Genomic DNA, 19462 nt, shown 5'->3' with positions numbered 1-19462 from the left:
GCGGCAACTTCCCAAGGCAGTTACTGTCAGTCCTATTGGCTCACACACAAGCTATTTTACGTTTAGAGGCATCTTTGGATTACAGAGACAACCGTTAATGAACCTATATGCACTGCTAACCCTATGTGCTACTGAAATCTCCTTTCTGCTAGGGCTAAGTGTATATTTGCTTAACCGCAAATCCGGCGTCAACAGATTATTCATGGTGGCGATGTTTGCCAACGGATACTGGGCGTTATGTACCTTCATGAAAGCTCAGGCAGGTTCCGTGGCGGATGCCTTGCTTTGGACAAAGGCGCTGGCGTTTTGGCCGTTTCTTCCAGCGTTAATGCTTCATTTTGCGCTTGTATTCACCGAAAACACCTTGATAAAGAAAAAACTCACCTATATGCTGCTATATTTGCCGCCTCTGGTGTTTTCACTGGCGACTTTAACAACAGATTGGATGGGCACCGTTGAGCTTACGCCATGGGGATACGTGACGGTGCTGTCAACCAACTCGATTTCTTTAACCATGGGCAGCATATGGGCAATCGCATCGGGGCTAATGGCAATTCTGCTCTACCTCAACTATTACAGGCGAGTAGATGATAAAACAAGGAAAAACCAAACCAAGTTTGTAGCCATCGGCTTTGGCGTACCCACCATCCTGGCTGTATTAACGGACTCGCTTTTTCCAGCAATGCAGATCAGCCTTCCGGGGCTAGGCAGCATATCAGGCAGCATAACAAGCCTCTTTGTTATCTACGGCATGATAAGGCATGATTTATTCGTTTTTAAACCCGAAATCGCTGCAGAAAACATATTCTCAACCATGCCAGATTCGGTTATACTACTAAATCTTAAAGGCGACATAGTCAAGGTTAACCGCGCCCTCACTGAATTAACAGGCTACACTGAATCGGAAATGGTAGGTAAATCGATCTATGACATAATGAGGCAAAGCAAGCTTGTTGACAAATCAGATGCTTCACCGCGTATTTTAAATCAACTAAGAAGCTGCCGAGAGATAAGAAACTATGAAATCCGCTTTTTAACCAAAGCAGGAGAGCAGAAACACTGTGCCCTATCCTGCTCAATTGTGGTTGACAGCCACGGAAAAGATGTGGGAGCAGCCTTTATTCTTCATGATTTAACGGAGCGTCTGGAATTGGAACAGAAGATTCTGCGTTCCGAGCGGTTAGCATCCATCGGCGAGTTAGCGGGAATGCTGGGGCATGACCTGCGCAATCCCCTCTCAGGCATCAGCGGCGCATCCTACTACCTTAAACGTAAACATCTAAGCCGCCTCGACAGCGAGGACCTATCGATGTTTGAAAGCATAGACAAATGCATCAGCTACTCAAACAAAATCATCAACGACCTGCTGGATTACTCAAAAGAAATCAGACTAGAACTTGACCCAACAAACCCCCATGCCTTAATCGTGGAGACGCTGACGCTGATACAGCATCCCCCCCACATAACCGTCAAGAACCTAGCCCAAGATACACCTAGAATCATAGTGGATAGGGTGAAAATATGCCGCAGCTTCACCAACATCATAAAAAACGCCTTCGACGCCATGCCCAGCAGCGGCGAATTAACCATAACCAGCCAAGTTATCGATGAAGCAGTGATTTTCTGCTTTAAAGACACGGGGCAGGGCATGACAGCGCAGACCATAGAGAAGCTTTGGTCGCCGCTATTCACCACCAAAGCCAAAGGCATGGGTTTTGGGCTGGCGATTTGCAAGCGAAACGTGGAGGCGCACGGCGGCAAAATCGCGGTGGAAAGCAAGCTTGGCGAGGGCACGGTGATGCAAGTGCAGTTGCCGCTCGACTGCAAAAATTAGAAATACCGCTGTTGACATAGTGTTTTTTGGGAGAAATACATGGTTGAAGAGTTTGTAAAGGGAGCTGAGCCGGATAGGTGGCACTGGATTAGAAGCTGCAGGCAGTATCCCCGTGTTATCATGCGAAGACGCCTCGTTCGACCAGACGCTGACTTATGCGATGAATGCTTTGAATTAGAGAAAAAAGCGCTCCGCCCACAAGAATTAGCCGCGGCCTAGTTTTCCCATAAACCGACATTACCCGTTTACCAGCGAAAGCCATAGCCCTTAGTCCTTTTCTGTTATTTTGAGACCAAAATTGCGTCTACATCATAGTTGAAGGCAAGCCTCTTGGGATTTAAGCGCTGATTATGGCATGCCCCACTAGAATCGCCGCATAAACCAAGGCGCCCACCAAGAAAAACACGATACTAGTCCGTCTGAGCGTCGTGGGCAATTCTCCGCGGATGGCATGATAGAGAATGACCCCTGAAATAAACGCCAGCAGCACGTATGCCTCAGCGATGGATTCAGGGAAAAACAAGGAGGCAACCCAGCCTACCAGCGGGACCGCGGAGAGCACGTATCGCCCCCAGGTTGCCTGCAGACGCTTATAATGCTCAAGCATGGTTTCGCTGGTGATAAAAAGGTGCATAGAAACCGCCGTTAAATATAGGGCAGCTGAGAGCGCCCCCGCTTCGAGCTCAAAAATGAACAGGTAACTAAAAATGAAGCAGGGAAACGCCACAGTGAATAAGTGCAGAAGAAAGAGGCGCCTTGAGGCTTGAGCATACATTATCCCCTCGCCGCTTGCCATCTGGGTTTTCCGGCGGGACCTTACGGCGGCATGCTCGAGGACAAAAAACAGCAGAAACCCCACCAGCACCACAAGAAAAATGGCGTCTTCATAGAGGGTAATCAGGGGGATGCTGCCGCCTATCTGCTTTAGGTATTGGCTGCTCTGCTCAAGACTGGGCAGTAAATCTAGAAACACGTAGGTGGCGGTTACGCCGCCGAAGAGCGAGAGGACACTTGCTTTGTGGCGCCCGACGTATTTGCTGATTTTGTAGGAAAAAAAGTTGATGAACGCGAACCAGATTGCCCCACATAGCGACAGAAGAATCAGCGAAGACAGCATATTCTTATTTCCTTAAAGCAAGAAAAACCCTTTACCCGGGGCATTTAGCGTCAACGATTGTTTTGGGCTTAAAAACCAAGTTCAGTTTGAGGGCAAACTCGTATTCGCCGCGGTCCTTGCTCACAGCCACGTTGAAGCCCTCCACGTTTACGCTCATGGGTTCACCGCTGCTGCCCATCTCGCGGATGTTGCCGATTAAATCCCGGACTTTACCTACAATCTCGTTTATGTCTATGCTGCTTTGGGTGCTTTCGCATTGGGGCTCAGCTTTGCGTACTTCGATCTCAACCACCAACAATTCACCTCCAAACTGCCAACTATTGATAGTTCAGCCTACCGCTTTAAAGGTGTGTGACTGCAACGCCACAAACACAAGCCGCCGACGAGCCCAGTTTTGGGTTTGGCTGCAGAAATAGACTTAAACACGAACCCACGTATGATTCTGCGAGTTCGTTATGCCGACTAACCTGCCGCCTGAAGCCATGGACAAATGGGAGCTAGTAGAGGCTGCCCACACGCCACGCGAAAAAATGGATGCGATGATAGAGTTTCTAAAGTACGTTCCCCAGCATAAAGGCACAATGAAGCTCCGCGGCGAAATCAAACGCAAAATCGCCATCATCAAAGCAGACCTTGAAGACAAAAAACGCAAGGGCACCGGCAAAAGCAGCGGCGGACCCAAACTCTTCATCGAAAAAGGCGCCTCCGCGCAGGTTGCACTGATAGGCATGACTAACGTGGGTAAAAGCTGCCTGATGTGCGCCACCACCAACTCAAAAGTCCTCGTTACTCCCACTCCGTTTAGCACCCATGAACCGGTGCCGGGCATCATGAGCTTCCGAGACGTGCAGTTCCAAATCGTGGAAGCCCCCGCCGTGATGGAGGGCGCCGCGGAGGGCAAAGCCGGCGGCAACGTCACGTTGGGATTAGCCCGTAACGCCGACAGCATGATTCTGATGCTGGATTTAAGCCGCGACCCCGTGGAGCAGCTGGAGCTGATTCTTTCTGAACTCGAGAAAAGCCGGGTTTTAGTCAGCAAACCCACCGGTGGACGCGTAGAAATCGAGCGGCGCCCCGCAGGTTCCCATCTGCGCATCATCGTGGTTGGCAGGCTGATGGGCTGCGGCGTACGCGATGTGGAGGAGCTGCTGCATACATACCGCATCAGCGACGCCATCGTGCATATCAGCGGCGAAGTCACGCTTGACGACGTCGAAGACGCCATCTACGCAAACACCATCTATAAACCCGCGGTGGTGGTGGCTAACAAGCTGGATTTACCGGGCGCTGCAGCTAACCTGACGAGGCTTAAGCGGCATGTGGGGAACCGGCTGCCGGTTGTGGCGATGTCCTGTGAACAAAAAAGCGGACTTGCCGAATTGGGCGCCGCATTGTTTGATTCTCTGGGGATCATCCGCATCTACACCAAGGAACCCGGCGCGAAGGTGCATAGTGAGCGGCCTTTTGCGTTGCGTAAGGGCGCCACCGTAAATGAGTTGGCTAAAAACATCCATAAGGAGTTGCTGTCTAATTTTTTGTTTGCGATGGTTTGGGCTAAGCGGTTGCCGTTTAGTCCCAAGAAGGTGGGGCTTAGCTTTGTACTGGGCGACGGCGACATCGTGGAGATCCATACCCGATAGATGCTGTAGTCTTGTTGGACGTTTAATATGAGTTATTCAGCGCGGGAAATCATTATATACAATAGGTTACTAGCGGCTGGTACAGGCAGTTAATTCGCGGGATGGCATAAGGAGAAGAGCCTACGGGAGAAAGGCAGCAGGATGCAGAAATGCATAGTAAAGGTAGTGCTCAGCAAAGAGCAGAAGAACATTTTAGCGGCACTATCCAAAAAGTTGGGCACCAGCGAAAGCGAGATGATGCGTTGGGCAATGCTTGACTACGCCAAAGAAGTCAACCTCGTCAAGCATGCTCCACGCTGCAGAAAATGCAGTTGACTAAAACTTAAAAATAAAAGAAAGAAAGGAAAAATGGCTGTTTATCTGCTGCTCTGCGCGACGCGTTCGATTTCGTTGCGTTTAGCGACGCCTGCGGATTTGATGTCTTTGGCGGAGGCTAAGATAAGCTCGTCTGCGAGGGTTTCCTGTATGCTGCGGGGGTTGTTGATGCTTGATGCCCGTGCACCCGCGGTTATATGGCGGATTGCAAGGTCAATGCGGCGCTGGGGAGCAACGTCTACGGAGAGGTGATAGACAACGCCACCGTAGCTGATACGTGTAGTGTCCTCGGCGGGGGAGCTGTTCTCAACTGCCTGCACTAGGACCTCGATTGGGTTTTTGCCTGTGCGGACATGGATGATTTCGAATGCTTCCTTAACGAAGTTGGTTGCTTTGGCTTTTTTGCCTGCGTTTTTGCCGCTGCGCATCAATCCGTTGATGAGGCGCTCGACGATGTTGACTTTGGCTTTTCGGAAGCGTTGGTGCTCGTGGCGGCCCATGCTGTGGGGCGCAACCATCGGGGTTAAGTTGAGGTACCGCTGCAAGCCGATGTCTTTGACTGTGATGTCTTTGAAGCTCCATTTCTGGAAGAGCAGAATCTCTTGGGGTTGAGCTACTGTTGCTTGTGCCATACCAATTACCTTGCCGGTTTAGTTTTTCTACCGTACACAAGCTCGTTTAGGCTTGTGCCGTTTACTTTAACGACCTTCCATCTGACACCGGGGATGTCGCCCATGGCGCCGCCGCGGGTGCCGCCGATGCCCTCCACCACGACTTCGTCGTGTTCGTCGATGACGTTTAAGGCGCCGTCGCCGGGGAGGAACGCACTGATGGTTCTGCCGTTTTTAATAAGTTGTGTGCGGACACATTTTCTGATGGCGCTGTTTGGCTGCTTTGACTCGACACCGACCTTCTCGAGCACAATCCCGCGTGCCTGCGGTGCGCCCTGCATAGGGTCAACTTTCTCGTCGAGCATCAACATGCGCCTGTTAAAGTACCTATCGTGCCAACGGAAATTCTTCCGCTTCTTCTTCAGTTGCCTTGCGGCGAATTCGCCTCGTGGTGACTTGGAACCCATACTTAAGATATTCCTTCTTTTTGCACATCCATAGTCAACAGTCTAATATTTAAAGGAAACGAAGGAAAACCACGCGGCGTAGGCATTTAAGTGGCTAAAGAAAGAGAAAAAAACGGACAGGCACTTAGCCGCGCCTTTTTCCAGCGTCGGGGGTTTCTTTCTTCTATCGCGTCAGGCTCTCTTTTTTCCTTTATAAAATCATGACTACCTTGAGTCAATGATTCGCTGGTACATCCACATAGCTCGGCCTTTATCCTCGTCGAGCGCTTTTCCCAGCTGAAAATCACAACTTTCATAGAAGCGTAGGTTAGCTTCATCAGTTTCAACAATTACATAACGGCAACCGACTTTCTCGGATAATGTAATGGCTACACCCAAGCACCAACCGCATAAGCATTTTCCGACGCCCTTTCTGCGCCAACCATTCTCCACTGCTAATCTGCCAATAAGCAGACTAGGATAGAATTTCAGGCTTACATCATCCCTTAACTTGCCCATTCGTTTCTCAGAAATACTTGACATCGCTAAAGTGACATAGCCCACTATACTTTTATGGAACGAAAAGAGATAGGTTATTCCCTGTCTTTGTTTTTGGAAAGAGTTTACCTTCATCCTCTTTATGGATAAAATCGTCGCATCCTAAGCGGTCTTCTTGATCAAATTTAAAGGCGGATAGGTCATCGTCAAAAGCGAGTTGCCTTACAGTTATTTGGTTGAAATCCAAGTCCGCAGCCATACAACACAATTGGCGGTTTTACTTTATAGGATTTTTCTTATAAAGCTCCAAACATGACTGCAAATGTTCCTTCTGCCGGCTACTTAGCGGCTTTTTGTCTTGCTCTGCGAATCTTTTTGCATCTTCGCCTTCCAAGGTTGGCATGTGTTTGGGCAACATCGTCAGTCACTGTTTTAGGTAATGATGGTTTATGCGTAATAAGTTTTTTGTCTTTTTAAGAGTTAAAGTAGGCTTTATACTACTTGGGCAGACGGTTTTCGGAGACGATATTAGGCGGCAGAGTTCATTCTTTTGTATGCGCAGGGTTTGGGTTGGTTTGGTTGTTGTTTTGCTTGTCGTCTTAGCTTTAGGGATCGGTGTTATCGTTGGGTTGACGCTGAATGGGCAGCCGCCCGGGGGCAACGCCTCGCCTAATTCCACGCCAAGCCCTATTCCAACCCGACCTTCGCCCACGCCAACCCCGTTACCTACACAAGCCGTTACGCCTCCGCCTGGCGCCTATGTTACAGTCCCAGACAACAACGTGACCGTCACCTACAGCGAGCACAGCCGACAAACCAATGAGGCAGCGGATACCACAACGGTTGTGCTAACGGTTGAGGCACAGTATGCGGGGGAAGCGGTGACGCTGAGCTATAATCGTTTTGTGTTGTCGATTTTGACTTCGCGGGGCGGGTTAGAGCCTTACCCGATTTATTTGCAGAGCGCTCTGGCGTATCCCAAGGAAGCGGGCTCTGTGACTGTAAGCCAGGCTAATCCTCAGGCGAGTTTTACTTTGAGCTTTGAGTTCTCGACGCATCAGCAGTCCAGTCAGGATGGAATGCTGCCGTTTCATAGCTACGAGTTAAAGTACACATAGAGAAACCGTTTCTGTTTGGTAGCGATGGGTTTAGATTGCGCTTCAACGACGTTTGCTTATGTGTCTTTTTATGTAGGGGAGGGAGAGGCGCCCTGAGCAGCAGCCGATGCCTTACTCAGTCCGCGGGTTGTGTTGTGTAAAGGCGGCTCCCCCCTACAACAACTGCTAAAGAAAAACAGTTAACGCAGATTTTGATCGCTATATATAGAGGGGGGGTAGGTCTGTGCAAGCACACGAAAACCCCTTTGTGGCAGGTTTTGCCTATTTAAGATATCAGCCAAACGAAGCCCGGCGGCAGTAGAGGGAACAGCGAAAGCGAAGCAGCGATGGACTTGGCGGCTAAAATAAATCATCACGTTACGCCACAGAATCCGGTCAGGAAACCCAGCGCCGTTATGATGGGTTGGCTTTGGTGTTTTTCTGGTAGAGCCGCACCACTGGCTCCACCACCGAGAAGACCTGTGCTGGCTGGCCCTGCAGGATCTCTGATTTGCCCGTGATGAAGTATCCGCCTTCGCGCAGGGCATGGAAGAAGTTCATGTGGACCTGCTGCTGGCGTTCGCGGCTAAAATAAATCATCACGTTACGGCACAGAATCAGATCCAGGTTCATCTGCAGCGGCTTTTGCATCAAATCAAACTTGCCAAAGCGAATAAGCGATTTAACCTCGTCGCGTACCTCAAAGAAGCCTTCTCCTTCCGGCTTAAAAAACCGTTCCAGACATGCCGCGTCCACTCCGCCCAGTTGCCTAGTAGAGTAGACCCCCCGCTTAGCCTTAGATAACGCGTCTGCATCGATATCCGAGGCATAGATAGATGCGGCGCCCCCAGTTACTTTGCCGCCTAAAACCCTGTGGATAAGCATAGCCAACGAGTAAGGTTCCTCGCCGCTTGCGCAGCCGGCGCTCCAAATCCGCACTGGCTTACCCTTCGACAGCAGTTCAGGCAGAATCTTCTTTTCCAGATAATCATACACATCGGAGTCCCGGAAGAAACTGGTGAAATTCACCGTTAAATCATTAAGTAAACAAGCATACTCTTCTGGGTGATGCCTCAGGTAAGTGATGTATCGGCCAAAGCTGACGCACCCCGTTACGCGCAGGCGAATCTCGAATCTGCGACGCAGATACTCATCGCGGTAGCCTGAACAGTCAAGACCCACTGCCTCGTAAAGCATCCGCTTAACCTTCGAATACGCGCTGTTCTCCAGATACGCCTCGACGGAGCCCACTTCAACCTGAGCCACAAAGAATCCCCTAAACGCTCACCATGCTTTTGGCTTTCTCAATCAGTAAACCCTTAAGCTCCATCGTTGGGAAAATCATCAGAATCGACTTGGCATCTTCTCCGCCCCGCTTAAAGGAGGTCTCAAAGATCAAGGCGCTCTCGGAGGCCATGGATTGCTTGATGAGGAAATTATCGACGATTGCATCAAACCCGTCGGTCACCATCGCGGGCGTTGAAGGAAGCAACTCGATGCCCACAAAGTCAGAGATCGCCGTGAGGAAGGACCCGATGAGGATGTTGGCGAGCTCCTGCAGTGCGGAGGCCTCTAGCTCCGCGTCTACGTCGTCAACTGAGCTGGCCATAGTCATCATAGCCGCAATTTTTTTGGCTTCTGCAACCTCGAAAAGCAGCAGAATATCGCAGCCATAGCGGTCGGTGAGTTCCAGATGCACCGCCGTCATGGGTAAATCATGCAGATTGTAGAATCCGGGAATCAAATGGGGCTCAACGTTGTGGATGCGTGGCACATCGATGGAAACCGGCTGCTGCAATACATCTGAAAGCGAGGTTGCAGCGTGCCCTGAACCGATGCTTCCCAGTTCAAGCAGGATGTTTAAGTCCACTTGTTCCTCCTCTTGCACCGGGAGCTTCATCGCTGGCTCTGTGTTTAACTGTATGTTCATAACTTCTTTATCTCTCCATTATGAGTTCTAACCGTGATTGCACCAGAAACAAGGTTAAAGCTTATTCGTCTACCCTGTGAACCACCCACGTCTTCACCGACCAGGGGAACCCGATGGGCATTTAGGGCTTCGCGGACAGCCACCACGTTCTTGGCGCCGATGTCTAAACCTTTTGCAAGGGTGTTAGCAAACATGTTTGCGCCCCCCGCAATCCTTGCGGAAATACGACCCTGCTTCCCCGTTACCTCCTGGATAGCTTGGATCAACGCGGGGACGGCGGTGTCGGCAAATTTTGATGGAAGAGGTTCTTGTGGTCCAAGGTGGGTGTGTGGAAGCATAATGTGAGCTAACCCCCCACATTTGTGTTTGGAGTCATAGAGGCATATGCCTACACATGACCCGACACTTGTTAGTAGCTCAACAGGTCTGCAATCCACCTTCATCGCTGCCATGTCCACTCGAACCTCTTCCACCTGAGGATGTGTGTTTGTGTCAGTTTCCACTATGAAGGGTGACTCAAGCTGCGTGTAGGCAACCGCCTGGATCGGCATAGCTAAACCTACTCTTCTAAGGCTGCTGCCTAAAGGAAGCAAGAGCACCACTGTTTCCTCAAGCGTACTTTGAAAGGACTTCAATTACTTTTTGGGGTTGAAAGGGCTTAATGACAAAATCCTTCGCACCAGACTTTAAAGCCTCAGCGATAAGCGCCTGCTGCCCCATCGAACTGCACATCACTACCTTTGCAGACGGGTTAGCGGCAACTATCTGCTTTAACGCTTCAATGCCATCTTTGGCTTTTGGTCCAGGGGGCATAATTATGTCCATTAACACCAAGTCAGGATGTAGCTGCTCAAACTTGGTTATAGCGTCGTCGCCGCTTCCTGCTTCAGCGACTACGTCGTGCCCGGCCTGCAGCACAATCCTTTTGAGGACTGCGCGCATGAAGGATGCGTCATCCACTATCAGTATGTTTCCCATTTTCCACGTTGCCTCTGTTATCGTAACATTTACGATAACAATATAAAAGGCTTGTGTAGCAAAAGAACATATTCCTAAACCGCAAAATCGGCGCTTATCCGGGGGTTTGTGTGAAGCTGATGTATGGAGTAGTGTTAAACAACACTTATTATGCTGCAGGCTGCCCCTGTAGGGTTGAGGAAACTTTATGGTTTATGGCCATCAGGGTTTGAAAGAGAAAGAGGCGGCGAGTCGTATCCAAGAGGTTTCCTCGCTCAAGAAGGACCGGTATAAGGTTACGGTTTCTTTAGATAAGGAGCGTCCGATGTCTACTTCGCCGCTTTACTACAAATACAACATCCAGCGCTTCGATTTGCACCCTAACTTTAGTTTTAGCCACCTAGACAGCATGATCCCCAAGGGCACCCCTGAGTATCTGGACCACGGCTTAAACTATGTTGAACGCATCGTGCGGGCCCTCTACTACTTCAAGCAGTGCAGCCTCATTGGGCCATCCGGCACAGGAAAAACCCACATCGTGTACTTGGTCGCGGAGCTTACGGGGCTGCCGATTTGGGAAGTGAACTGTGGTTTATCCACCAGCAGCTTTGACTTGATCGGCCGATTCATCGGTTTAGGGAAAGAGAACTGGGTGGATGGTTTGCTTACTCAGTGGCTGCGTAAAGGCGGCATCATGTACCTCGACGAAGCCAACATGATGAAGCAGGACGTCGCCACACGACTCAACCCCGTCCTTGACACAAGAGGCCACCTTGTCTTAAACGAGAAAGACAGCGAAGTCATCGAACGCCACAAATACGGCTACATGATCATCAGCATGAACCCCGCCACCGCCGAATTCAGCGGCACCAAACCCCTCAACGCAGCCATGCGCCGACGAATGGCCGTGTGGATTAACTTTGACTTTCTAAGCGTCGGAGAAAAAATCAGTCCTGACGAGGTGGAGATGCTGCGTAAACGAACCAAAGTTTCGCAGGAAGTCGCGTATGGCATCATTCAGGCGGGGGCGGAGCTTCGTCGGCAGTACAAGGCGGGTGATTTGCCTTATGGTCCCTCTTTGGGTGACTTGATTAATTGGGCAACGCTTGTTTCTGACGGCATGACGCCTATGGATGCGGCGGAGGAGACAATCATCGGGTTAACCAGCGATAACGTTGAAGTTCAAGCGGATGTGCGGAGAATTTTAGAGCCGGTTTTTGTTAAGAGCTAGGTGGATCTTGAACTTTGGGTTTTATCGATTATGCTTGGGCGACTTCCCTGCAGAAAGACAACACCAAAGTAAAAATAATCCATGACCCCGCCATTGAGCAGCCGGTTCTGCTTGGCGATGCTGTTGGCTTCACCATAAAGCTTCCGCCCGTCCATATGCAGGAGGATGGCACGATAGCGTTTTTAGGCCTCAAATTCAGCGGTGATAGCACCGGCAAATCCCGGGTTGGACGCGTTTTTCGTGCAGCGGTTATGCATTTAACCACCCATACCTTGGCGCCGTTCTCCAAAAGCCGCGTTGTCCCCAACCTAAACGACGGCATACTGGAGGCATACGCAAAATCCATAGTTAACGACGTCTACACCAACGCCTACATTCAAGCATGGTACCCTGACCGCTTCTTTGACTTAGCATATGCAAACGCACATGCCTACCAGAAAGTAAAGGCCTCAGAACGCATCTTCACCGTCTCCACGAAGTTGATGTCTGCGCTGTTAAGTCAGCTTAACGTTGGCGCCTTTAAGGGTTCCCCGGGTGCAGAAGCAGAGAAGGTTGTGGGTGAGCTGCATGCTGATTTGTTGGCTCTTAAGGAGACGTTTATGATGTCGATTGGCGGCGAGGACATCAAACTGGATGATTTATTCGATGAGAAAGTGAAGGCGATTAAGGAGGCACTGGAGCCTTTTGGTCCTTTTCTGGAGGCGCCCTCGTTTAAGCATACGGAAAGTTTAGGGCGATGCAGCATCTACAGCGATGTTGAAGCCGGCGTTGAGGATTTTGAGGGCTTGTTTGTGCAGTCGCTTATGGCTCTTGGCGGCGACGTGCCCTCGGTTGACCATATTGAGCAGCTGTGGCGTCCTGAGCAGGAAGCAGAGGCGCTGCAGGCGTTTAATTCTGACCGTTACCAAAAGCAACGGGAAGAAAAGATCATCTCCAAAATCATGCCCTACCTGGAGCTTACCCGTTTCCGAGGCATCAGCATCCCCGAGGAAGATTACACCCAGTACCTACGCGCCAAAGTCCACATCCAAGGAACCAGCAGGCGAGTGCTGGATATTCTGCGTTCAGCCTACAATTACCTCGATGAGGACCCCCGCCAAGAGATGGGGCAGCTTGACTTAGCCGCAGTCATCCAGTCTTTAGCTGCAAACAAACCCGCCACCGACGTGTTTAACCTCGACGAGTTTCTGCATCCGAGTTTTGCCTGGTCTCTTCTATTCGATGTCTCCAACAGCATGCAGGTGAGAGGCGAATTCGGCCGGGGATTAGCGATTGCGGTTGCGGAGGCAGCTCGGGAACTTATGACTGACCCGACTTCCTGGACGTTTTTTGCCTTCAGCGACCGCTTCTATGTACTTAAGGACAGTAACGAGTCGTATTCGAAGCGTGTGCGTGCCCGCATCGGTGGATTACGGTTCGAGGGGTTAACCTACATTCCCGACGCCATAACTATAGCGGGAAAAATGCTGGCGAAACGCTTTGAGGAGCAGCGGGTGCTGGTGGTGATATCTGACGGGTGGCCCTATGGATACGCCAACATGCCGATTGCACTTAAAGAAACCATCGATGATTTGGTGCGCAAAAACGTGATTGTCCTAGGCATCGGCGTGGAAACCGAGCGTATGGGCAACTTTTTCCATCTCCACTCAAGCATCTATACGCCTAAGGATCTGGTGAAGAAATTCGCTCCAACATACGCCCATGCCTCAGAAAAAGCCCTCGAATCCTAACTAGACAACACAGCTGCTGTTGCTTGCAACTATCTACCCCCCCTCTATTTATAGAGACATAGATGCGGCGTCTGCTGCTCCACCACTACCTCCCTCCCCTTATAAAAAGACAAAATGGGTCTCCTTTAGTTTAACCAGTAACAACCAGTAATTTTTATGGCAGAGCCGTCGGAATGAACCCTGCGGTTTTTCGATTGCAGCAGCATCCCAAATTGCCCTTACATAAATCGCCTAAAAAGGCATTTTTTAATATTAATTGTCTACGCCTCAAGCTCCAATGACTGCATACAACATTCTAATTCACTATTCAGAATAGTGCTTAAAAGCTTAAGCCAAAGTTGCATTGTGTCTTCTTTTCAGCATCAATGCACTAGCTGAGCAAGCTATCATCATTCCTGCAATAAGTGTTATTGTCGGGAATTCTGGGATTGTTGGGCTAGGTACACTTTGGATTATCTCTTCTTGAAGCACCGAGACCTGCGGTGGCTTGCCTAAGATTGCTGCTACTGTATTAATGTTTGAATATGCGTTTGAGGTATCAGCATACCAATAGATTTTACATGAAGAGGGCTGGTTGTTGGGGCTTTGTGTTTGTGAGTTTGTATGGTCAAAGAATATCTGTCTGTCGAAGGCATGTGATTCCTTTGCGGCAAAATGAAATTGATAAGTTGGGTCTACTTTGAACCCTATTCCGCCAAGAATATATCCATTAATGCTATTTCTAAAAGCCATCCACCCCGGGTTAGTTTTCGAACTGTAAATTATGTTCCAAGTTCGGTCATTTGAGGGCCCATTAGTGTTTGCTGCGTCAATGATGTTCTGTTCTGTTGACCCTTTATAGTTGGGGTAATCCCATGTATTTGCTTCTACCTGCATCCGGTCTGCTTGGGTAGTTTCTACAAAATTTTGTCCTTTATAGACTCTGAGTGTAGCATCTGCAAAAACTAAATCCACATAGTTAGGCGTCCTTACATAAGTCTGATAATCTCCTAGTCCATATGAGCGTTCAACAAAATTGCCTAAATCCACATGAGAGCGCCCAATTCCTCCTATCCATTGGTCATAATTCGTTAACAAATCTTCGCTCTGTTCCACCTTGAAGTCAGTCCAAAGGGTAACGGCGTTATTCTCAATGTAAACCTCCTCCCAATGTACTATTTCATTATTTACGTAGTAATTTCCAGGATTGACTCCTTAGGGTACCTTATTCCACCCTATGAATAGGCTGTTATCTATTGTTGCATTGCCAGTTTTACCCTCATCAATTTGTAAGGGTATCAAGGGATAATTTGGGGCTTCAGCTTCTGGATTTCCATAATAAATGTAAATCGCCTTGGATTCCTGAGCACTTAGATCAATATTCAACAGGATGGTTGCAGAATTCAGGTCGAAAGTTTCTATAGAAAATGGAATCTCCGTGTTCTTACTATCAACAATTCTAATATCACTTCCGTTAGCCTGAATTTTTCCTGGGTTGTCAAAAGTTATGGAAATTGGGAATTGATTCAAAGTATTTTTACTTTGCTCAGAAATTGTAACTTGCCTTCTGTACTGCCATGAAGAATCCCACCAATTAGCAGTATCCGCTTGTGAAGTAACCAAAAAACAACTTGAAATAGCCGATACTAAAAAGATTATGGTGATGACGTGAATTAGTTTCTTCATCGCAATCGCTTGCTTATGTGCGTGTTTTCTTTTTAAGATTTTCTAAAGAATTGCAGCCTATGGGGTTCGTATAATCTTGAGGGAAGAACTGCTTCGTAAAACAATAAAAATCAGGGGTTGGCTCGCGGGATGTGGGAATTGAACCCACGCGGCCTTTCGACCACAGACTTAGCAGGCCTGCCCCATACCAGGCTTGGGGAATCCCGGAGCCGCCTATTTTGTTATGGGGGGTTAAGCTGCGCCTGCGGTTGGCACTTCTTAATTGTAGTCACCGCTACCGAAAAACTTAAGGTTTGTAGTCACCCATTAAATAGTTGTGCACATAGAAACAAGACAAAAAAATAGCCAAAAAAAGTTTTATCTAGCACATTCTTATCGAGCTGGAAAAAAAGTAAAAAAAGCCAGCGTTTACTTAGGGATGAACCTTACACCGCAGGAAATTGAACTAAAGAGAGCTACCGCCGAAGCAAAATTAAAAGAGAAAATCAGATCAGCCCGCGCCATAAGTGACCCCTACTTTACCGCCCTTTCCCCCATGGAATGTGAAGAACTGCAGACGCTTCAAGCACACGGGGAACTTCAAGTACTCCACCTCTCAGACCTGGACTGGGACAAATTCAAAGAAGCCTTCACCTACAACACCAACGCTATAGAAGGCTCCTACATCGAGTCAAAAGAAGTCCGAGATATTCTAAGAGAAGATAAATGGCCTGAAGGCAAAAGCAAAGAAGACATAGCCGAAACCTACGGCGTATCAGAAGCAATAGATTACATCCGAGCAACAGAAGAGCGCATCTCGCCTGGGCTTATAAAAGATATCCATCGCATAGTTTTCAAGAATTCAAAGCCTTTCGCAGGCAGGTTCAGAAAAAAAGGCGTCGAAGTGGTGGTTGCCGATGCCTATGGAAACGTGATACACCGCGGCGCCCCCGCCGAATTAGTCCCAGGAATGCTTCAAGAGCTTACACAGTGGTACAACGACAATAAGACAGAGTATCCGCCACTTGTTTTAGCCGCCGTAGTCCACAACCAATTCGAAATGATTCATCCTTTTCAAGATGGAAACGGAAGAGTGGGTAGAATTTTGCTAAACAACATTCTGCTGAAACATAACCTTCCGCCCCTCAACATAGAACTTCGAAATAGAAGAGAATACTATGCTGCGTTGCAGGCCTACGAGAAAGCCCACGACCTGCGCCCGACCTTGGATTTGATTCTCAAAGAGTATAGGGCACTCAAAGGGATACTAAAGTGAGGCGAGGTGACTACATTTTCCAGGTTGTAGTCACCCTTAAAATAAGTGTGGCGCGGGATGTGGGAATTGAACCCACGCGGCCTTTCGACCACAGACTTAGCAGGCCTGCCCCATACCAGGCTTGGGGAATCCCGCATGCGCCTAACCTGATTTTTGAAGCCTTGGCGCCTGAATTGGGCACCTTCATCTGTGAGCTTCAGCACAACCATTGATGCATTGTTTAATTAAACTTTTCCCAGCACTGTTGGGTTCGCTGGTTGGATTTAGGGAATTTAGGTAAACTACCCTTGGGGCTAACGCATCCTGCTTTGCCTCGACGGCGCCCCTGCCACGATAGCCGCTGCCGGCTTGCAGGATTAGGTGTGTGCTGGTTGTTGTAGTGTCGAGGCGTCAACATGGCTTAATATTAGCCGTCGGTGTCTTTCTTGTGGAGATTGTTTTGAGAAGGCTTTTTTCGGTTAACCGATGCCCCATCTGTGGGCGTCTATGCTCAGATTCTGAGGAGCTGCGGCGGCACCGAATTTTCGAGCATAGAGACGGCTTATGTAATGTGGTGATATGCGTTGACTCAAAATGCCCCGGCGATTAGCTAAATGCAAGCTCCAGCCCATTAGGCAGTAACTCGCATCATCGCAAACGTTAAGTGCATTTTGAGGCAATACCCTACCGGTGAAACATTGAGCATCGAGCTTCCCGAAGCATACCTGCTATCAGACCAAATGAACCATGAACTCGCAGGCAGACAAGTCGCCGCCGCCCAAATCAGAAACTGCACAAGCTACCAGAATCTGGGCTTCATAAACACCTACCTCTCTGATTTCCAGCGGCTCTGCGGCGGCAAAATCCAATCCGTGGCTTCCCGAGGCAACACCATCCGCGTCAAACTCGACAACACCCTGAATCTGCTTTTAGCGCCTGAATATGGCGGCTATATACTTTTTCACCCCCAAGGCAAAGACGCCCCCGCCAAATATCACCTTAAACTGGACTTCGCCGACCAATCCTTCCTGACAGTTACCTTAACGGGGATGGGGGTAATCAAGGCGCTCACGGATGAGGAACTCAGCGCAAGCTACCTTTACCGGCGGGATTTCTCCTCCACCGCTTCGCCGCTGGATACAGACTTCACATCTGAACTCTTTGCAGCTCGGCTAGCCGAGAAAAACGTTAACTTGAAGGCTGCCCTGGTGGGCAAAGACGCGGTGGTGGTTGGCTTAGGCAACAGCGCTTTTATGGATATTGTTTTCCGCGCGGGCATTCACCCCAAACGCAAAGCCTCCGAGCTTACGGTTGCCGAGATGCAATCGCTCTTCAACGCCGTTAAAATGCTGGTGACGCAGCGCACCCTTCTGGGAGGCAAAAACCAGTTCCTGGACCTCTACGGGCGGCAGGGCGGCTATGTTCCGGCTATGGGCGCCAACATGAAGGGTAGGGCCTGCCCAGCCTGCGGCGGAGAAGTGGCGAAGCTCGGGTTAGGCGGCGGACAGGTCTATCTGTGCCCAACCTGCCAAAAATGAGGCATTAAAGAATGGGATAGGCCCGGCTGGAACCTTTTTAGTGCCACAGAAGCATTAAGTTTTAAAAGGGTGACAAATTAGTATTCTTTGCAGAGCGCTGCGCTTGAATCGGTGGTTAAATGGGAATTAAAATTTCGAAATCTGACAAAGCCTTCATACAAAAATTGCCAATTGGACGATTAGCAACAGCAACCGAGGACTGTGAACCCGTCGTACGTCCAGTGTGGCCGGTCTTCGACGGAGTCTACTTCTACATCGCCTCTGACCCCGACACCCCAAAGCTGGAGCACATCGAAGCTAACCCGCAGGTGTCACTGGTCATCGACGACTACGACAAAAACAACTGGTCCATCATCCGGGGAATTCGCATCCAAGGCGAAGCGGAGCTTATGTGGAACGGCGAGGAATACCGTTACGCTCATGATTTGCTTAAGGAAAAGTTTCCTGAGTACCGGACCGAGGATGGCGGCTGGAAAGAGGGTGATTTGCCCATCATCAAGATTACGCCGACGAGTTTTTACCGGTGGGTTGAGGGCAGCTGGAAGTAGCCCCCTTTTAACCTCAGCGCCTGTGGATGCACAGTTTTCTTGGGCAGCAGCCAATAGCTAGGCAGCCCCGCAAGACAAAAAATCTTTTTAAGTCAAACCAAGTTAACGGTAACTATGGAAAACATCAACCCCCTCTTCATGCTGCAGCCCATAATCGTCATCGCATTCTCCGTTGCCCTGATGGTTTACTGGTACAAGAAACGCCGCTTCCACCAAAACGTCTGGCTTTACTCAGTAATCGCCTACGCCGTCGCCATCGGCCTCAAATACGCGGTGCAGCTGCCCACCATCAACCTTGTCATCGGCGCCTTCGGACAACACAGCATCGCCCTAGGCTTGTACTATGGGGTGCAAACGATGGTTTTCGAGGTAGGCTTGGCTTTTGCAGTGGCGCTCTACGCGGTTAAACGCGGCAAGATGGATAGGCGGGATGCAGAGGCGTATGGTTCGGGCTTGGCGTTTTGGGAAAACGTGGGCTTCATAAGTGTCCTCTCGCTGGTTAACCTGGTTGCCTACTACTATGTACTCTCCAGCCCCGGCGCCATCGCGGATTTTACCTACAACCAACTTACCGCAGCTGCGCCCTCACTGTTCTCCTCAAACGCAACCGCTTTGGGATTAGTCGGTATAGGCGTTTTTGAGCGGGTCTCCTCGATGCTGATTCATGTCGCATGGGGTTACCTCTGCGTGATGGCTGCGCTTTACCACCGAAGAAGTCTCTTCATCATCGCCTTACCGATGGGGCTGGTTGACTTCTTTGTGCCCTTCGCCCAAAGCAACGTGGTGCTCTTCGAAGTGGGGATATTCGCGTTGGCTGCCCTCTCCGTGTTTGTGGCATGGTATACGACAAGAGCGCTACGCGGGGCACCCCAAACCACAACGCCACCGCCGTTGGGGCAGACAAGCTCCTTGGGGTAACCCTGTTTTTCTCCAATAACTATCGACACAGCGTTGAATTCATGATCCCGTGCGCCCCAGGCATGTAGTTGAATCCAGGCTATATGAGTGGGAAAACTTGTTCCTTTGCTGGAACAGCCTGTTCCTTGAGTAGAACTAAAAGCAGGTCAGAGG

At 49.6% G+C, this 19462-nt stretch carries 23 protein-coding genes and 2 tRNA genes; 11 read left to right on the top strand and 14 right to left on the bottom strand.

The genetic code is table 11. The annotated features are described in order from the left end of the window. Positions 1-97 precede the first annotated feature (97 nt). Positions 98-1834, top strand: a complete 1737-nt coding sequence (locus tag NWE93_02910; protein ID MCW3999169.1) for a PAS domain S-box protein — start codon at positions 98-100, stop codon at positions 1832-1834. A gap of 337 nt (positions 1835-2171) precedes the next feature. Here the strand turns inward: NWE93_02910 and NWE93_02905 are convergent, their stop codons facing one another. Next, positions 2172-2951 (bottom strand): hypothetical protein, encoded by a 780-nt coding sequence (locus NWE93_02905; GenBank protein ID MCW3999168.1) that lies wholly within the window; start codon positions 2949-2951, stop codon positions 2172-2174. Between the two features lie 31 nt (positions 2952-2982). Further along, positions 2983-3243: a hypothetical protein gene (locus tag NWE93_02900; protein MCW3999167.1), complete on the bottom strand. Its 261-nt coding sequence runs from the start codon at positions 3241-3243 to the stop codon at positions 2983-2985. 163 nt (positions 3244-3406) lie between these two features. Here NWE93_02900 and NWE93_02895 point away from each other — a divergent pair, with 163 nt between their 5' ends. Beyond that, positions 3407-4591, top strand: a complete 1185-nt coding sequence (locus tag NWE93_02895) for a TGS domain-containing protein (protein ID MCW3999166.1) — start codon at positions 3407-3409, stop codon at positions 4589-4591. A 141-nt stretch (positions 4592-4732) separates the two neighbouring features. Then, positions 4733-4906 carry a hypothetical protein gene (locus tag NWE93_02890; GenBank protein MCW3999165.1) on the top strand — a complete coding sequence of 58 codons (174 nt, stop codon included), beginning with the start codon at positions 4733-4735 and terminating at the stop codon, positions 4904-4906. 41 nt (positions 4907-4947) lie between these two features. Here the strand turns inward: NWE93_02890 and NWE93_02885 are convergent, their stop codons facing one another. The 4 genes from NWE93_02885 to NWE93_02870 all read right to left on the bottom strand — a co-directional run bounded on the left by NWE93_02885 (position 4948) and on the right by NWE93_02870 (position 6720). Beyond that, on the bottom strand, positions 4948-5538 hold the full coding sequence (locus tag NWE93_02885; protein MCW3999164.1) for a 30S ribosomal protein S7: 591 nt from the start codon (positions 5536-5538) through the stop codon (positions 4948-4950). Positions 5539-5543: 5 nt separating this feature from the next. After that, positions 5544-5984: a 30S ribosomal protein S12 gene (locus tag NWE93_02880; protein ID MCW3999163.1), complete on the bottom strand. Its 441-nt coding sequence runs from the start codon at positions 5982-5984 to the stop codon at positions 5544-5546. A gap of 204 nt (positions 5985-6188) precedes the next feature. Further along, complete coding sequence (locus NWE93_02875) at positions 6189-6506, bottom strand: GNAT family N-acetyltransferase (GenBank protein ID MCW3999162.1); 318 nt, start codon at positions 6504-6506, stop codon at positions 6189-6191. 28 nt (positions 6507-6534) lie between these two features. Further along, positions 6535-6720 (bottom strand): hypothetical protein, encoded by a 186-nt coding sequence (locus tag NWE93_02870; protein MCW3999161.1) that lies wholly within the window; start codon positions 6718-6720, stop codon positions 6535-6537. A gap of 316 nt (positions 6721-7036) precedes the next feature. Between NWE93_02870 and NWE93_02865 the strand changes: the two genes are divergently transcribed. Further along, positions 7037-7579 (top strand): hypothetical protein, encoded by a 543-nt coding sequence (locus NWE93_02865; GenBank protein ID MCW3999160.1) that lies wholly within the window; start codon positions 7037-7039, stop codon positions 7577-7579. A gap of 393 nt (positions 7580-7972) precedes the next feature. Here NWE93_02865 and NWE93_02860 read toward each other — a convergent pair whose 3' ends face one another. Genes NWE93_02860 through NWE93_02845 form a run of 4 tightly spaced genes read right to left on the bottom strand, consistent with a single transcriptional unit; the run spans position 7973 to position 10466 of the window. Next, positions 7973-8824, bottom strand: coding sequence for a protein-glutamate O-methyltransferase CheR (locus NWE93_02860; GenBank protein ID MCW3999159.1), 852 nt, complete (start codon positions 8822-8824; stop codon positions 7973-7975). A gap of 10 nt (positions 8825-8834) precedes the next feature. After that, entirely contained in the window at positions 8835-9458 is a 624-nt protein-coding gene (locus tag NWE93_02855; GenBank protein MCW3999158.1) for a chemotaxis protein CheC, read from the bottom strand. A gap of 26 nt (positions 9459-9484) precedes the next feature. Next, positions 9485-10087 (bottom strand): chemotaxis protein CheD, encoded by a 603-nt coding sequence (locus NWE93_02850; GenBank protein ID MCW3999157.1) that lies wholly within the window; start codon positions 10085-10087, stop codon positions 9485-9487. 10 nt (positions 10088-10097) lie between these two features. Beyond that, positions 10098-10466, bottom strand: a complete 369-nt coding sequence (locus tag NWE93_02845) for a response regulator (GenBank protein MCW3999156.1) — start codon at positions 10464-10466, stop codon at positions 10098-10100. Positions 10467-10653: 187 nt separating this feature from the next. Between NWE93_02845 and NWE93_02840 the strand changes: the two genes are divergently transcribed. Both NWE93_02840 and NWE93_02835 read left to right on the top strand, forming a co-directional pair. Continuing rightward, positions 10654-11676 (top strand): CbbQ/NirQ/NorQ/GpvN family protein, encoded by a 1023-nt coding sequence (locus tag NWE93_02840; protein MCW3999155.1) that lies wholly within the window; start codon positions 10654-10656, stop codon positions 11674-11676. Between the two features lie 14 nt (positions 11677-11690). Further along, positions 11691-13406 carry a hypothetical protein gene (locus NWE93_02835; GenBank protein MCW3999154.1) on the top strand — a complete coding sequence of 572 codons (1716 nt, stop codon included), beginning with the start codon at positions 11691-11693 and terminating at the stop codon, positions 13404-13406. Between the two features lie 327 nt (positions 13407-13733). Here NWE93_02835 and NWE93_02830 read toward each other — a convergent pair whose 3' ends face one another. From NWE93_02830 to NWE93_02820, 3 genes are all read right to left on the bottom strand, one after another. Beyond that, a complete protein-coding gene (locus NWE93_02830) occupies positions 13734-14501 on the bottom strand; it encodes a hypothetical protein (protein ID MCW3999153.1) in 768 nt (255 codons plus the stop codon). Positions 14502-14600: 99 nt separating this feature from the next. Beyond that, on the bottom strand, positions 14601-15071 hold the full coding sequence (locus NWE93_02825) for a DUF2341 domain-containing protein (GenBank protein MCW3999152.1): 471 nt from the start codon (positions 15069-15071) through the stop codon (positions 14601-14603). Between the two features lie 123 nt (positions 15072-15194). Then, a tRNA-Ser gene (locus tag NWE93_02820) sits at positions 15195-15278 on the bottom strand. 211 nt (positions 15279-15489) lie between these two features. Here NWE93_02820 and NWE93_02815 point away from each other — a divergent pair. After that, the gene (locus tag NWE93_02815) at positions 15490-16326 is read left to right on the top strand and encodes a Fic family protein (protein MCW3999151.1); all 837 of its coding nucleotides are present in this window, start codon (positions 15490-15492) and stop codon (positions 16324-16326) included. Positions 16327-16374: 48 nt separating this feature from the next. On the opposite strand, the gene NWE93_02810 is transcribed toward NWE93_02815, so the two are convergent. After that, positions 16375-16461: transfer RNA gene (locus NWE93_02810), tRNA-Ser, on the bottom strand. A gap of 229 nt (positions 16462-16690) precedes the next feature. Here NWE93_02810 and NWE93_02805 point away from each other — a divergent pair. The 4 genes from NWE93_02805 (at position 16691) to NWE93_02790 (ending at position 19309) form a co-directional block, all read left to right on the top strand. Continuing rightward, positions 16691-16915 (top strand): hypothetical protein, encoded by a 225-nt coding sequence (locus NWE93_02805; GenBank protein ID MCW3999150.1) that lies wholly within the window; start codon positions 16691-16693, stop codon positions 16913-16915. An 88-nt stretch (positions 16916-17003) separates the two neighbouring features. Continuing rightward, a complete protein-coding gene (locus NWE93_02800) occupies positions 17004-17843 on the top strand; it encodes a hypothetical protein (GenBank protein MCW3999149.1) in 840 nt (279 codons plus the stop codon). A 119-nt stretch (positions 17844-17962) separates the two neighbouring features. Then, positions 17963-18391 (top strand): pyridoxamine 5'-phosphate oxidase family protein, encoded by a 429-nt coding sequence (locus NWE93_02795; GenBank protein MCW3999148.1) that lies wholly within the window; start codon positions 17963-17965, stop codon positions 18389-18391. A gap of 114 nt (positions 18392-18505) precedes the next feature. Next, positions 18506-19309: a YhfC family intramembrane metalloprotease gene (locus tag NWE93_02790; protein MCW3999147.1), complete on the top strand. Its 804-nt coding sequence runs from the start codon at positions 18506-18508 to the stop codon at positions 19307-19309. The last annotated feature ends 153 nt before the right edge of the window (positions 19310-19462 follow it).

The organism is Candidatus Bathyarchaeota archaeon, from assembly GCA_026014735.1.
Classification (GTDB): Archaea; Thermoproteota; Bathyarchaeia; order Bathyarchaeales; family Bathycorpusculaceae; genus Bathycorpusculum.
This window is presented reverse-complemented; position numbering and strand designations above follow the sequence as displayed.

Bases quoted from the DNA above. Each gene is read 5' to 3' on its own strand.
- NWE93_02910 (MCW3999169.1), top strand. From the start codon at position 98: ATGAACCTATATGCACTGCTAACCCTATGTGCTACTGAAATCTCCTTT.
- NWE93_02905 (MCW3999168.1), bottom strand. From the start codon at position 2,951: ATGCTGTCTTCGCTGATTCTTCTGTCGCTATGTGGGGCAATCTGGTTC.
- NWE93_02895 (MCW3999166.1), top strand. From the start codon at position 3,407: ATGCCGACTAACCTGCCGCCTGAAGCCATGGACAAATGGGAGCTAGTA.
- NWE93_02890 (MCW3999165.1), top strand. From the start codon at position 4,733: ATGCAGAAATGCATAGTAAAGGTAGTGCTCAGCAAAGAGCAGAAGAAC.
- NWE93_02885 (MCW3999164.1), bottom strand. From the start codon at position 5,538: ATGGCACAAGCAACAGTAGCTCAACCCCAAGAGATTCTGCTCTTCCAG.
- NWE93_02880 (MCW3999163.1), bottom strand. From the start codon at position 5,984: ATGGGTTCCAAGTCACCACGAGGCGAATTCGCCGCAAGGCAACTGAAG.
- NWE93_02875 (MCW3999162.1), bottom strand. From the start codon at position 6,506: ATGTCAAGTATTTCTGAGAAACGAATGGGCAAGTTAAGGGATGATGTA.
- NWE93_02870 (MCW3999161.1), bottom strand. From the start codon at position 6,720: ATGGCTGCGGACTTGGATTTCAACCAAATAACTGTAAGGCAACTCGCT.
- NWE93_02855 (MCW3999158.1), bottom strand. From the start codon at position 9,458: ATGAAGCTCCCGGTGCAAGAGGAGGAACAAGTGGACTTAAACATCCTG.
- NWE93_02845 (MCW3999156.1), bottom strand. From the start codon at position 10,466: ATGGGAAACATACTGATAGTGGATGACGCATCCTTCATGCGCGCAGTC.
- NWE93_02840 (MCW3999155.1), top strand. From the start codon at position 10,654: ATGGTTTATGGCCATCAGGGTTTGAAAGAGAAAGAGGCGGCGAGTCGT.
- NWE93_02825 (MCW3999152.1), bottom strand. From the start codon at position 15,071: ATGAAGAAACTAATTCACGTCATCACCATAATCTTTTTAGTATCGGCT.
- NWE93_02815 (MCW3999151.1), top strand. From the start codon at position 15,490: ATGAACCTTACACCGCAGGAAATTGAACTAAAGAGAGCTACCGCCGAA.
- NWE93_02795 (MCW3999148.1), top strand. From the start codon at position 17,963: ATGGGAATTAAAATTTCGAAATCTGACAAAGCCTTCATACAAAAATTG.
- NWE93_02790 (MCW3999147.1), top strand. From the start codon at position 18,506: ATGGAAAACATCAACCCCCTCTTCATGCTGCAGCCCATAATCGTCATC.